Origin of the sequence: Micromonospora sonchi (assembly GCF_014646235.1) — a bacterium.
GTDB lineage: Bacteria > Actinomycetota > Actinomycetes > Mycobacteriales > Micromonosporaceae > Micromonospora > Micromonospora sonchi.
In genome coordinates this window covers 153,800-166,771 of sequence record NZ_BMNB01000011.1, presented here as the reverse complement: position 1 = coordinate 166,771, position 12,972 = coordinate 153,800, and the positions used below count along the sequence as shown (strand labels likewise).

Sequence of the window (12,972 nt, the reverse complement as noted above, 5' to 3'; positions counted from 1 at the left end):
CACCCTCTGACCCTGGCAGGGCCGGCCCTGTCGAGCTGAGAGCGTCAACGAATCGCGGCCTTCGGCCGAGCGGCCCTCACGTGATGGCACCAGCGGTTCAGCTCGACAGCGACAGCAGATCAGCGTCGTCGCCGGGGGACGTGGCGGCGGTAGGTGCTGACGGTCGGGTCGCCGGTGATCCAGAACCGCCAGGGCACGTCGTGGGCTGCCGCCACGCCGACGCGTGGGCCGGCGGAGACGGCAGCCGGCGCGACTGGGCGGGTGGGCGGGGTCAGCAGCAGCGGGCCGCTGCCGTCGAGCATGGAGGTGCCATTCGCCGTCGCGTCGATGCCGAGCGCGACCACCAGCCGGGCGGGCCCGCGAGCCAGGTCCCGGTCGGGCACCTCTCCTCGACGCTTGCGAGCGAGGTCCAGCCCGTCGACCACTTCACCGGCGCGCAGCAGGACCGCCGCCGCCTCCCCCTCGTTCCCGCAGACGAGATTGAGACACCAGTGCACACCAAAGACAAAGTACGTATAGGCGTAACCCGGCGGCCCGAACATGACCTTCGTACGCGGGGTCGGCCCGCGATGGGCGTGCGAGGCAGGATCCTCGCCGGTGCCGGCGTACGCCTCGACCTCGGTCAGCCGGATCCGGACGCCGTTGGCCGATATCTCCCAGCCGAGCAGGGTCCGGGCGGTTTCGGCGACGTCGGCGGCGGGGGCACTGAGCCAGGGATGATTCACGCGTCCAGGTAACCCGGCCCGCGCGCGACCGACAACCCACACCGTCCTTCCGTATGCCGGGTCGCGCCAGCGCATCCGCTTGATCCCAGGTGGTCCGGGACGTCATCGCGCCGATCGGCGCGTCGACAGGCGGCATTTCGAGGTATCTCCACGAACCTGTCCGAACCGTAGGATGAAGAAGCGATTTGCCAACCTCAGGAGGACCTTGATGGTTCGAACTTTCACTGCCGCGGTTCATCAGGAGGAGGACTGGTACGTCGCACGGTGTTTGGAACTGGACGTCGCCAGCCAGGGCCAGACGCTCGACGAGGCCCTGGCCAACCTACGAGAAGCAGTTGAGGTTTACCTCGAAGAGGTTTCCCAACCCGCTATCGAGGCGACCCCGTTGGTGACCTCCTTCCAGGTCGGAAGGGCGGCGTGAGCCCGGCGTTGGCCGACCTTCCGCTCCGGAAGGTAGTCGCTGGGCTCGTCAAGGCCGGGTTCGATCATGTGCGCACCAAGGGCAGCCACGCGGTGTACCGCAACTCTGCCGGGAAAGTAGTCATCGTTCCGCAACACCACACCATCAAGCGCGGGACTCTCGCCTCCATTCTTCGGCAGGCTGGGTTGACGCCGGGAGAGTTCCAGCAACTGCTCGATTGAAGCGGAAGCGCCGGGAGCACGAAGACTTCGCTATGCCGGGTCGCGCCAGCGCATCCGCTTGATGGTGTCGAGGACGTCGCGTGCGGCGTTGGCCACCGCGCAGTCGGGGGTGTGGCAGGTCGGGCAGATGCCGTCGGGGCTGGGCAGGTGCTCGCGGAGGGCCCAGCGGGCGGTGAGGGCGAGTCGGTTGAGGATCTGGGCCAGGGACAGGAACGGTGCGGTCATGCCCCGGGCACCCCGAGCGTGGCGGCGAGTTGGATGATCGCCGCCGGGGCGTACGGGTTTCGGGTCAGCTGGGTGAGCAGGTCGCGGGCGGCGGGCCGGTGTCGTACCTCGGCGAGGGCGATGCGGTCGGCTTCCAACAGGACGCGGGCGGCGTTGGCCGGGTCGTCGGCCTGGAGGTGGGCGCGGGCGGTGTCGATCAGGTGGGCGGCGCGGTGTTCGGCGGGTAGCCACCGCCAGCCGTCGCCGCCGGTGGCCTGGCGATGCCACGCCACTGCCGTTGCCGGGTCGCCCCACTCCACGGCCGCCAGCGTGCGGGCGGTGGTGACGGCGGTGGGCCCGAACCCGGTCCGATGATGGTCGTGGCCGTCGCCCACCCGGGCGGCCAGGTCGGCGGCTTCGTCGAGCAGGCCGGTGGCGGCGCGTTCGTCGCCGTGCCGGGCCGCCGCGAGGGCCGCCTGCACCAGCAGCGAGCCGCACAGCGACAGGTGCGGCGGCGGGCCGCCGTCGAGGCCCAGCACAGCGATCCGGTACGCGGCAGCCCGCATCGTCGGCACCGCCAAGCCCGCCCGACCGGTGGCGCGCAGCACCTGCCCGAGCTGCACCGCCGCCGCTGCCACCAGCACCACGTCCCCGGTCGCCACGCTCATCGCCCGGTCGGCGGCCAACCACGCCAGGTCACCTTCACCGAGTTTCACCAGCAGCGACGCGGTCACCCGGTACGCCTCCACCAGCGACACCCGCCCCGACTCCGCCTCCCGGGCAAAGCCGCGCTGCGCCCCGCTCAACAGCTCCGGCAGCACACCGATCAACTGCGGGTACCGCCCGAGCTGGTAGGTGGTCCAGGCGTGCCGCACCCCACGCGCCACCTGCGCCGCCGTCACCTCCCGGCCCGCCACCCGCCGACCCAACGCGATGTCGTACGACGACAACGCCGCCCGGATCCGCTCCACCCCCTCGACCCGCGCGTACGCCTCGACCGGCTGCACGTCACGGCCCAGCAGCACCGCCCGATCGATCCGCAACACCGCGGCGATGTCCGCGAGGGTGGACACCTTGTCCAAGGTCCGGGCACCCCGCTCCACCTTGTCCACCCAGCTCTTCGACTTGCCCAACCGATCGGCGAACACCTGCTGCGACATCCGCCGCCGCACCCGCCAGTACGCCACCCGCCGACCAACCGGCAACGATCCGTCACCCACGCCGCCACCGCCGATCCGGCACCGTCCGGGTCGTCTCCTCCACCGGTATTCGCTCCGCCTCAGCCTGCGCGAGTATCCGCCGCTTGGCCGCCTCCCGTTCGGCGGCTTCGATCTGCTCACCCCTGCTGGGCTTGTCAGCGTCGTTCTGGCCGTTCATCCCCCACCTCTCGCTGGCAGGGGCGCGGCCGGGCTGACTCGGGCCAGGAATCCGTTACCGCCGCACCCCAACTGCAGGCGGGTCTGCGGTCTTGCCGACCTGTTTATGCTTTCCCGCCCCTCATCCACAGCATGTGGTGAACAGGCGATGGCAGAAAGCTAGTGGCTGTCCGCTGGCCGCGCGTACTGTCCGCTATCGAACCGCAGGCCGGTGGGCCTCGTACACCTCGCGCAGCACTACGGCGTTCGCCGTGCCGGTCAGTTCGACCCGGAGCAGCACCTCCCGCGCCCGCCACCAGTTCGACGACACCACCCGGCCCGAACGAACCGCGTCGGCGGCGACCACGATCGCCTCGTCCGGCTGGTCGGCGGCCACCAGTGCCATGGCGAGATCCAGACGCGCGGAAGCGGAACGCCGTGGCCGCTCACCGCCGTCACCACGCGGGTCCAACTCCGCCAAGGCGGCCCGAGCGACCTGCTCGGCCGCCGGATCACCCGCCCACGACAGCGTCGTCGCCGTGTACGCCAACGCCTTCGTCGGGTCGTACCGGTAGTGGTGCTCAGCCCGCTCCGGCACCGGCAGGTTCGCCGTCAACCGCTCCAGCCGATCCAGCGCGTCACGCGTCCGCCGAACATCCGCCAGCCGCGCCCACACCCGCGCCTCCTGAGCGGCCGCCTGGATGTGCGCCGAACTACTCCGAGGAGCCAGTCGCTGAGCCTGCTGCGAAAGGTCGACAGCCCGCCGGTAGTCGCCCCGAGTAAGCCGGTCCCACGCCTGCGTCTCCAGGCACCACGCCTGAATCTCCGGATGCTCACCATGCTCCGCGAGCGCCATGGCAGCGTTCAGGTGCGTGCCCGCCGCGGACCGTTGCAAGAGATCTATGTGCACCGTCGCACGCAGCACCGTCAACCAGCCAGCGGCAACGACGAGGCGCCGCCGCTGCGCCAACGTGCCACGCCCGTCGAGCAGCCGCCCCACATAGGCCAACTGCCGCCGCACCATCGGCAGCAGGTCAACGGGCCGCGTGGTCGCGTACGCACTCGCCAGATCGTCCACACTGGCTTCGATCCGAGCGAGCGTTTCGGCGCTCACATCGCTGGCCCGCACCCGGGCCAGCAACTCGCCGGCCTCGGCATCGTGGTCTACGGGCTGGTCAACCAGACAGGCGAGGGTCCCGCCCGCTCGCAGCACCTCATCAAGGTGTCGAGCCGTCTCGGGTGTAGGGGCCTTCGCGCCGGTCTCCAGGTCGTGCAAGTGGCTCTTGCCCCGATGGGCGATCTGACCCAGCGCCCGCAGTGACAACCCATGCCTGGTCCGAAGCGCGCGAAGTTGGGCACCGAAGCGCGGATCGACGTGCGACACGACGACGCTCCCAGGTAGCAGGCTGGACGAACCCAGACCTGGCCAGCGGAACACTGTGACGGACAGTACACCGCGCGACCACCCTGCCGCGACGCATGCCCCTGCTGAGCGAGGGCCGGCCCGGTCGCGCCCCCGCCGCATCAGCAACAGCCGCTCCTGACGCGAGCAGGCGCGGTAAACACCAAAAACGCAACTCGACAACCGCATCTGTGCTGTTCAAACCGCATCACCTCGGGAAGGAAAGAGACCCCCGCTCGCACGTGGGGTGCGGTCCTCGCCGGCGGGCATAAGGTGGGTGTAGATGCGGAGGGTGAAGCCGGGGCCGGCGTGGCCGAGGTAGGAGGCGAGGGCCTTGATGCTCTCCCCCGCGTCGAGCAGCGCCACTGCGACCCTGACCGGCGCCGATGCGGGTGCCCGGCATCATGGGTTAGGAAAGGCTTACCTTAGAGTGTGTCCCCGTGACCTCCCCGTCGTCGTTGCTTCCGGCCGTCGAGGCGGTGCCGTTCGTTCGCGAGCTGGCCGCCCATGGTGACCGTCCCGCGATCGTGACCAGGGACGGGGAGATCTCGTACGCCGATCTCGCCGGGCGGGTCGCGCGGACCGCCGAGCGGCTCGGCGGCGGCCGCCGGCTGGTGCTGGTGGTCGGCGCGAACACGGTCGAGTCGCTGGTGGCGTACCTGGCCGCGCTGCACGGCGGCCACCCGGTCCTGCTGGTGCCGGACGGGCACGACGCCGCCCTCGCGAACCTGGTCGAGGCGTACGACCCGGACGTGGTCATCGGCCCGGCCGAGGGCTGGCGCGTCGCACACCGCCGGGCCGGCTCCGCGCACGATCTGCACCCGGATCTGGCGCTGCTGCTGTCCACCTCCGGCTCGACCGGCTCCCCGAAGCTGGTCCGGCTGTCGCACACCAACGTGCAGGCCAACGCCGAGTCGATCGGCGAGTACCTGGGCATCCGGGACACCGACCGGGCGGCCACCAGCCTGCCGTTGCACTACTGCTACGGATTGTCGGTGGTCAACAGCCACCTGGCGCGGGGGGCCGCGCTGGTGCTGACCGATTTGTCGGTCGCCGACGCCTGCTTCTGGGAGCTGTTCCGCCAGGCCCGGGCCACCACGTTCGCCGGGGTGCCGTACACCTTCGACCTGCTGGACCGGGTCGGCTTCGCCGCCATGGACCTGCCGCACCTGCGGTATGTCACCCAGGCCGGCGGTCGGCTCGCCCCGGAGCGGGTGCGCCGCTACGCCGAGTTGGGTCGGCGTAGCGGCTGGGATCTGTTCGTCATGTACGGGCAGACCGAGGCGACCGCGCGGATGGCGTACCTCCCACCGGACCTGGCGGCCCGACACCCGGCGGCGATCGGCGGGCCGGTGCCCGGCGGCGCGTTCCGGCTCGCGCCGGTGCCCGACCATCCGGACCCGGCGGTCGGCGAGCTGGTCTACGCGGGTCCGAACGTGATGCTCGGCTACGCCGAGGCCCCGGCCGACCTGGCCTTGGGGCGCACCGTCGAGGAGCTGCACACCGGGGATCTGGCCCGACGCACCCCGGCCGGGCTGTACGAGATCGTCGGTCGGCGCAGCCGGTTCGCGAAGATCCTCGGGTTGCGCGTCGACCCGCAGCGGGTCGAGGCGCTGCTGGCCGCGCACGAGGTCGCCGCAACCTGCGTCGGTGGCGACGACGAGCTGATCGTGGCGGTGGTCGGCACCGCTGATCCGCGGCGCGTCCGCCGGCTGGTCACCGACGAGGTGGGGCTGCCGGCGCGCGCCGTGCGGGTGCTCGCCCTGACCGAGCTGCCCCGGCTGGCCAGCGGCAAACCCGACATGGTCGGGCTGCGCGCGCTGGCCACCGCGGCACGCGCCGCCGCCACGCCGGCCGGCGACGAGCTGTCACCCGCGGCGCCGGTCGGTGACCTCTGCCGGCTGTACGCGGAGGTGCTCGACCGCGACGACGTACGCCCCGAGCTGAGCTTCGTCGACCTGGGCGGCGACTCGCTGTCGTACGTGGAGATGTCGGTCCGGCTGGAGCAGGAACTCGGCCACCTTCCGCCGAACTGGCACATACTGCCGATCGAGGCGCTGCGCGCACCGCGGCGGCCCGGCGGTCGGCGGCGGGCGCTGGAGACCAGCGTGGCGCTACGCGCGGCGGCCATCGTGCTGATCGTCGGCTCGCACATCCCGCTCTTCACCGTCACCGGCGGGGCGCATCTGCTGCTCGCGGTGGCCGGGTTCAACTTCGCCCGGTTCCAACTCACCACCGCCGGGCGGCGCGATCGGCTGCGACAGATCACCGCCGGCCTGTCCCGGATCGTGCTGCCCACGGCGGCCTGGATCGGCGCGGTGATGCTGGTCAGCGACCAGTACCGACCCAGCACCCTGCTGCTGGTGCACAGCATCGTCGGCCCCGACGACGCCACCGGGTGGCACTTCTGGTTCATCGAGGCGGTGGTGTACCTGCTGGTGGGGCTGGCGGCGCTGCTCGCGCTGCGGCCCGTCGACCGGCTGGAGCGGCGGTACCCGTTCGCCCTGCCGCTGGGTCTGACCGCGCTCGGCCTGCTCGGCCGGTACGACGTGTTCGGCCTGGACGCCCGGCACGACCTGCCGGCCGCGCTGGTCGCCGGCTGGCTGTTCACCCTCGGTTGGGCCGCCGCCCGGGCCGACGGCGTCGGGCGGCGGGTGCTGGTGATCGTCGCGGCGGCGCTCACCGTGCCCGGCTTCTTCGGCCAGCCGGCCCGGGAGGCGTTGATCGTGGCCGGCCTCGCCCTGCTGGTCTGGCTGCCCACCGTGCCCAGCCTCGGGCTGGTCAACCGGGTCGCCGGGGTGCTGGCGGGCAGTTCGCTCTACATCTACCTGACCCACTGGCAGGTCTACCCGCACCTGCGGGACTGGCCGCTGGTGGCGCTGGCCGCCTCGCTGGCCGTCGGCATCGGCTACGCCGCCCTCGCCGGGCGGGTGGGTCGCTGGCTCACCCACCACCTCTCAACACTCCGTTGACAACGTTTCGTTGAAGTGCTGTGATCGGGGCATGGAATCACTCGCCGCGTCCGAGGCGGCTCAGAATCGATCCCGCCGCGCCTACGCCGCGCTCCAGCGGCTCACCGAGCGGCACGCCGCCACCGAGGCGCAGCGTCGGCGGCACACCAACCCGTACGCCGCCGACCCGTACGAGGCGATCGCCGTGGTGCTGGCGCTGGCCGCCGGAGCCGCCGCGCCGACCCCCGGCGAGGAGCCGGTCGACGAGGCCGACCTGCTCGCTGCGCTCGCCCTCTTCCCGCACCTGCGAGCCGAGGTCGACACCCTGGAGGCGGGTCTGTTCGACCTCGCCCGCAGCCGTGGCCTGACCTGGCAGACGATCGGGCACGGGCTGGGCCTGGGCAGCGCCCAGGCCGCCAAGCAACGCTACGAACGCCTTTCCGCCCGCACCTCCCCGACCCCCTGAACCTGGACAAGCGCGCAGCGACTTCGGGGACGGCCCGGCAGGTGCGGGCGGTGGCTCAGCGGGGGACGACCTGCTCGGCGGCCCACTCCTTCCAGGTGGCGAGATTGTCCGCAGCGGCGGCGAGCTGGTCGGCGACCGGGCCGGGGCCGGTCGAGCCGGGGGTGGTCCGGGCCGCGAGGGCCGAGCGGACCGACAGCACGTCGCGTACGCCGGGGTCGAGGTGCTCGCTGACCGTGGCCAGGTCGTCGTCGGAAACCTCGTCGAGGGCGCAGTCCCGGGCCGCGCAGAGCGCCACCAGCTTGCCGGTGATCTCGTGCGCGTCCCGGAACGGCACACCCTTGCGCACCAGCCAGTCGGCCACCTCGGTGGCCAGCGAGAAGCCCACGGGCGCGGCGGCGACCAGGCGGTCGACGCGTACCGTCATGGTGGAGATCATCCCCGCGAGGGCCGGCAGCAGCAGTTCCAGGGTGTCGACCGCGTCGAAGGCCGGCTCCTTGTCCTCCTGCATGTCCCGGTCGTACGTCATGGGCAGGCCCTTGAGCATGGTCAGCACGGCGACCAGCCCGCCGACGAGCCGCCCGGACTTGCCCCGGGCCAGCTCGGCGATGTCCGCGTTCTTCTTCTGCGGCATGATCGACGACCCGGTGGCGAACGCGTCGTCCAGCTCGACCCAGCCGAACTCCTGCGACGTCCAGAGCACCACCTCCTCGCCGAGGCGGGACAGGTGCACCCCGATCATCGCGGTGATGAAGAGGAACTCGGCGACGAAGTCGCGGTCGGCGACCGCGTCCATCGAGTTGGCGAAGGAGGTACGGAAGCCCAGCTCCCTGGAGATCGCCACCGGGTCCAGCGGCAGCCCCGATCCGGCCAGCGCCCCCGCGCCGAGCGGGCTGACCGCGGTTCGGTGGTCCCAGTCCCGCAGCCGCTCCAGGTCCCGCAGCAGTGGCTGGACGTGGGCGAGCAGCCAGTGGCCGAAGGTGACCGGCTGGGCGTGCTGGAGGTGGGTCATGCCGGGGGCGGCGGTGTCCACGTGCCGCTCGGCCTGCTCGACCAGCGCCTCGGCCAGCTCCACCAGCCGGGCGGCCACGCCCCGGGCGTGGTCGCGCAGGTAGAGCCGCAGGTCGGTGGCGACCTGGTCGTTGCGGGACCGGCCGGCGCGCAGCTTGCCGCCGAGGCTGCCGAGCCGCTCCAGCAGCCCGCGTTCCAGGGCGGTGTGCACGTCCTCGTCGTCGACGGTCGGGCGGAACGCCCCGGAGGCACAGGCGGCCTCCAGGTCGTCCAGGGCGGCGAGGATGCGGCCCAGTTCCTCCGGGTCGAGCAGCCCGGCGCCGGCCAGCACCCGGGCATGCGCACGGGAGCCGGCGATGTCGTACGGGGCCAGTCGCCAGTCGAACTGGACGCTCACCGACAGCCGGGCGAGCGCCTCCGACGGGCCACCGGCGAACCGGCCACCCCACAGGCTCGTCCGGTTCGCGGGGGCGTTGTTCTCGGTCAGGCTCTTGTCATCCACCCCGCCAATTCTGATGGTCAAGACTCCACCCCACCCAACCGGGCGGTCGTTCCGCTCTCCCACTGCTCGGTCATGGCGTGTTGTCCCCTTCACCGTTGTCTTCGCGTCGTGCCCAGCGGGCGAGCCGTTCGCCGAGCGCCGCTCCGCCGGCGGGCTCACGGGCCACGACGAAAATGGTGTCGTCGCCGGCGATGGTGCCGACGACTTCCGTCAGACCCGCCCGGTCCAACGCGCTGGCCAGGTACTGGGCCGCGCCGGGCGGGGTGCGCAGCACCGCGATGTTGCCGCTGGAGTCGACTTCGTTGAGCAGTTCCCGCAGCAGTCGCACGAGTCGGGCCGGTGCCCCCTCGGCGTCGCGCAGCGGCCGGTGGCCGTCCTCCGGGATGACGTAGACGGCCCGGCCGTCCCCACCCCGGGCGGTGACCGCGCCGAGTTCCTTCAGGTCCCGGGAGAGGGTGGCCTGGGTGACCTGGACGCCCTCGTCGCCGAGCAGCTCGGCCAGTTCGGTCTGCGAGCGGATCTCCCGGTCGCGGATCAGCTCCACGATGCGGGCGTGCCGGGCGGCACGGGTCGACGGTGCGGTCACCGAACCTCCTTGTTCGCGAACTGCGCGGCTCACGGTGACTGTGTGAGCAGGAACGTCAGCAGCGCCTTCTGGGCGTGCAGCCGATTCTCCGCCTGGTCGAAAACCGCGCTGCGCGGGCCGTCGAGCATCTCGTCGGTGATCTCCTCGCCCCGGTGTGCCGGCAGGCAGTGCAGCACGATCGCCTCCGGCGCGGCGTGCCCGAGCAGCGCCTTGTTGACCTGGTACGGCAAAAACGGAGTGAGACGGTCCAGCCCGTCGCCCTCCTGCCCCATCGAGGTCCAGGTGTCGGTGGCGACCACATCGGCGTCACGGACCGCGGCGACCGGGTCGGTGAGTACCCGCACCGAACCGCCGGTGCCGGCGGCGATCGCCTCGGCCCGGGCCACCGTGTCGGCGGCGGGCAGGAAGTCGGCCGGGCCGGCGACCCGCACATGCATGCCGGCGGTCGCGCCGGCCAGCAGGTACGACTGGGCCATGTTGTTCGCCGCGTCGCCGACGTACGCCAGCCGCCGGCCGGCGGTGCCACCGCACCGCTCGCGCACGGTGAGCAGGTCGGCCAGCAGCTGACAGGGATGGAAATTGTCGGTCAGCGCGTTGATCACCGGCACGGTGGCTCCGGCGGCCACCTCCGCGATCCGGTCGTCGCCGTGGGTGCGCAGCACGATCGCGGCCACGTAGCGGGACAGCACCCGACCGGCGTCGCCGAGGGTCTCGCCCCGGCCGAAGTGGGTGACCTGGGTGTCCACCACGAGGGGGTGGCCGCCGAGTTCGGCGATGCCGACGTCGAACGAGATCCGGGTCCGCAGGCTCTGCTTGTCGAAGAGCACGGCCACCGCGCGGGGCCCGGCCAGCGGCCGGTACGCGAACCGGTCGGCCTTCATCCGCGCCGCCAGATCGAGCACGGCGGACTGCTCGGCCGGGGACAGATCGTCATCCCGGAGAAAGTGCCGGATCATGCGGATGCCTCCGTGGTGACGTCGCTGGAAGTCCTGGTGCGGATCGACCCCTCCGGGGGCTGCGCCGGATGAGGATCCGCGGTGACCGCCGTGAGGGCGGTGGGGAGGGCCGCGAGGAAGGCGTCGGCCTGGGCGGCGGTGAGGATCAGTGGTGGTGCGAGGCGCACGACATCCGGTTGCACCGGGTTGACCAGGAAACCGGCCGCGCGCAGCGCCTCGGCGACGGCGGCCGACACGGGCGCGGTGAGGGCCACGCCGAGCAGCAGCCCGGCACCCCGGACGCCGACGACGAGCGGGTGATCGAGCGCCTCGATCCCCCGGCGCAGCCGTTCGCCGACCCGCTTGACGTGGTCGAGCAGCCCTTCGTGGGCGATGGTGGAGAGCACCGCCAGGGCGGCGGCGCAGCTGATCGGGTTGCCGCCGAAAGTGCTGCCGTGCAGACCGGGGGCCAGCAGGTCGGCAGCCGGGCCGAAGGCGAGGGTCGCGCCGATGGGCAGCCCGCCGCCGAGCCCCTTGGCCAGGGTCACCACGTCCGGCTCGACGCCCTCGGCCTGGTGGGCAAACCAGTGCCCGGTACGGCCGACGCCGGTCTGCACCTCGTCGAGCACCAGCAGCGCCCCGTGCCGGGCGGTGATCCGGCGCGCGGCCGTCAGGTAGCCGGCCGGCGGGACGACCACGCCGTTCTCACCCTGGATCGGTTCCAGGATCACCATGGCCGTGGCGTCGGTGACCGCCGCCTCCAGGGCGGCCACGTCGCCGTACGGGATGTGGTCGACCTCGCCGGGCAACGGGCGGAACGGGTCGGCCTTGGTCGGCTGGCCGGTCAGGGCCAGGGCGCCCATCGTACGGCCGTGGAAACCGCCGACGGTGGAGACCACGTGGCTGCGACCGGTGCGCCGGGACAGCTTGAACGCGGCCTCGTTGGCCTCCGCGCCCGAGTTGGCGAAGAAGACCCGCCCGGGACGGCCGGCCAGCGCCAGCAGCAGCTCGGCCAGGGCCACCGGCGGCTCGGCGACGAACAGGTTGGACACGTGCCCGAGGGTGGCGACCTGCTTGGAGACGGCGGCCACCACGGCCGGGTGGGCATGCCCGAGGGCGTTGACGGCAATGCCGCCGAGCAGGTCGACGTACTCCCGACCGGCGTCGTCGACCACGACGGCGCCGGAGCCGGAGACCAGCGCCAGCGGCGGCGTGCCGTAGTTGTTCATCATCGACTGCTGCCACCGCTGGGTCAGCGCGCTCATGCCGGTTCTCCGTTCCGCGACGGGATCACCATGGTTCCGAAGCCTTCCGAGGTGAACACTTCCAGCAGCGTGGAGTGCGCGACCCGGCCGTCCACGACGTGCGCGGCGGGCACTCCCTGGCTGACGGCCCGCAGGCAGGCCTCCATCTTGGGCACCATGCCCGACTCCAGCGACGGCAGCAGCCGCGCCAGGTCGTCCGTGGTGATCTCGCTGACCAGGCTCGACGTGTCCGGCCAGTTGGCGTACAGGCCCGGCACGTCGGTGAGGACGACGAGCTTGCGCGCCCGCAGTGCGACGGCGAGCGCGGCGGCGGCGGTGTCGGCGTTGAGGTTGTGCAGCACCCCGTCCGCGTCCGGCGCCACGGTGGAGATCACCGGGATCCGCCCGGCCCCGATCAGGTCGGCCACCGCCGAGATGTTCACCGACTCGACGTCGCCGACCTGCCCGACGTCGACCGGCTGTCCGTCGACGTACGCGGGCCGCCGCACGGCGGTGAAGAGTCCGGCGTCCTCGCCGGAGAGCCCGACCGCGTACGGGCCGTACGCGTTGATCAGCCCGACCAGTTCCCGGCCGACCTGACCGACGAGCACCATCCGGACCACGTCCATCGCTTCCGGGGTGGTCACCCGCAGGCCGCCCCGGAACTCGCTGTCGATGCCGAGCCGGCCGAGCATCGCCGAGATCTGCGGGCCGCCGCCGTGCACCACCACGGGCTTGAGCCCGGCGTAGCGCAGGAACACCATGTCAGCCGCGAAGGCCCGTTGCAGTTCGGGGTCGACCATGGCGTTGCCGCCGTACTTGATCACGACGGTGGCGCCGGCGAAGCGGGCCAACCAGGGCAGCGCCTCGATCAGCGTGGCGGCCTTGGCCTGGGCGCGGGTCAGGTCGGAACTCAGGTTCACCGGTCCGCCCTCTCGTTCGCGACTGCGGG

At 72.2% G+C, this 12,972-nt stretch carries 14 protein-coding genes and 1 pseudogene; 4 read left to right on the top strand and 11 right to left on the bottom strand.

What is annotated here, in order from left to right:
- Positions 1-119: 119 nt before the first annotated feature.
- Positions 120-725: a DNA-3-methyladenine glycosylase gene (locus IEY61_RS14300; RefSeq protein ID WP_229705893.1), complete on the bottom strand. Its 606-nt coding sequence runs from the start codon at positions 723-725 to the stop codon at positions 120-122.
- Between the two features lie 208 nt (positions 726-933).
- On the opposite strand from IEY61_RS14300, the gene IEY61_RS14295 reads away from it, so the two are divergent.
- On the top strand, positions 934-1,146 hold the full coding sequence (locus IEY61_RS14295; protein ID WP_189044358.1) for a type II toxin-antitoxin system HicB family antitoxin: 213 nt from the start codon (positions 934-936) through the stop codon (positions 1,144-1,146).
- Positions 1,143-1,367, top strand: coding sequence for a type II toxin-antitoxin system HicA family toxin (locus IEY61_RS14290; protein WP_189044357.1), 225 nt, complete (start codon positions 1,143-1,145; stop codon positions 1,365-1,367). Before IEY61_RS14295 ends, IEY61_RS14290 begins: the two co-directional genes overlap by 4 nt.
- A 30-nt stretch (positions 1,368-1,397) precedes the next feature.
- On the opposite strand, the gene IEY61_RS14285 is transcribed toward IEY61_RS14290, so the two are convergent.
- From IEY61_RS14285 to IEY61_RS32355, 5 genes and pseudogenes are all read right to left on the bottom strand, one after another.
- Positions 1,398-1,592 carry a hypothetical protein gene (locus IEY61_RS14285; RefSeq protein ID WP_189044356.1) on the bottom strand — a complete coding sequence of 65 codons (195 nt, stop codon included), beginning with the start codon at positions 1,590-1,592 and terminating at the stop codon, positions 1,398-1,400.
- On the bottom strand, positions 1,589-2,791 hold the full coding sequence (locus IEY61_RS14280) for a helix-turn-helix domain-containing protein (RefSeq protein ID WP_229705892.1): 1,203 nt from the start codon (positions 2,789-2,791) through the stop codon (positions 1,589-1,591). The genes IEY61_RS14285 and IEY61_RS14280 overlap by 4 nt, the downstream gene beginning before the upstream one ends.
- The gene (locus tag IEY61_RS14275; RefSeq protein WP_189044355.1) at positions 2,784-2,948 is read right to left on the bottom strand and encodes a hypothetical protein; all 165 of its coding nucleotides are present in this window, start codon (positions 2,946-2,948) and stop codon (positions 2,784-2,786) included. Before IEY61_RS14275 ends, IEY61_RS14280 begins: the two co-directional genes overlap by 8 nt.
- A gap of 192 nt (positions 2,949-3,140) precedes the next feature.
- Positions 3,141-4,331 (bottom strand): helix-turn-helix domain-containing protein, encoded by a 1,191-nt coding sequence (locus IEY61_RS14270; protein WP_229705902.1) that lies wholly within the window; start codon positions 4,329-4,331, stop codon positions 3,141-3,143.
- Between the two features lie 195 nt (positions 4,332-4,526).
- Positions 4,527-4,697: pseudogene (locus tag IEY61_RS32355) on the bottom strand (site-specific integrase); the annotation flags it as partial.
- A gap of 71 nt (positions 4,698-4,768) precedes the next feature.
- Between IEY61_RS32355 and IEY61_RS14265 the strand changes: the two are divergent.
- Together IEY61_RS14265 and IEY61_RS14260 are read left to right on the top strand one after the other, a co-directional pair.
- Positions 4,769-7,300 (top strand): non-ribosomal peptide synthetase, encoded by a 2,532-nt coding sequence (locus IEY61_RS14265; RefSeq protein WP_189044353.1) that lies wholly within the window; start codon positions 4,769-4,771, stop codon positions 7,298-7,300.
- Positions 7,301-7,331: 31 nt separating this feature from the next.
- A complete protein-coding gene (locus IEY61_RS14260) occupies positions 7,332-7,745 on the top strand; it encodes a DNA-binding protein (RefSeq protein ID WP_189044351.1) in 414 nt (137 codons plus the stop codon).
- Between the two features lie 55 nt (positions 7,746-7,800).
- Here the strand turns inward: IEY61_RS14260 and argH are convergent, their stop codons facing one another.
- From argH to argB, 5 genes are all read right to left on the bottom strand, one after another.
- Positions 7,801-9,264, bottom strand: a complete 1,464-nt coding sequence (gene argH, locus IEY61_RS14255) for an argininosuccinate lyase (protein WP_189044425.1) — start codon at positions 9,262-9,264, stop codon at positions 7,801-7,803.
- 61 nt (positions 9,265-9,325) lie between these two features.
- Positions 9,326-9,841, bottom strand: coding sequence for an arginine repressor (locus IEY61_RS14250; RefSeq protein WP_189044349.1), 516 nt, complete (start codon positions 9,839-9,841; stop codon positions 9,326-9,328).
- Positions 9,842-9,870: 29 nt separating this feature from the next.
- Complete coding sequence (argF, locus tag IEY61_RS14245; RefSeq protein WP_189044347.1) at positions 9,871-10,797, bottom strand: ornithine carbamoyltransferase; 927 nt, start codon at positions 10,795-10,797, stop codon at positions 9,871-9,873.
- The gene (locus tag IEY61_RS14240) at positions 10,794-12,041 is read right to left on the bottom strand and encodes an acetylornithine transaminase (RefSeq protein WP_189044346.1); all 1,248 of its coding nucleotides are present in this window, start codon (positions 12,039-12,041) and stop codon (positions 10,794-10,796) included. The genes argF and IEY61_RS14240 overlap by 4 nt, the downstream gene beginning before the upstream one ends.
- Positions 12,038-12,943 (bottom strand): acetylglutamate kinase, encoded by a 906-nt coding sequence (gene argB, locus IEY61_RS14235; RefSeq protein WP_189044345.1) that lies wholly within the window; start codon positions 12,941-12,943, stop codon positions 12,038-12,040. The genes IEY61_RS14240 and argB overlap by 4 nt, the downstream gene beginning before the upstream one ends.
- Positions 12,944-12,972 lie beyond the last annotated feature (29 nt).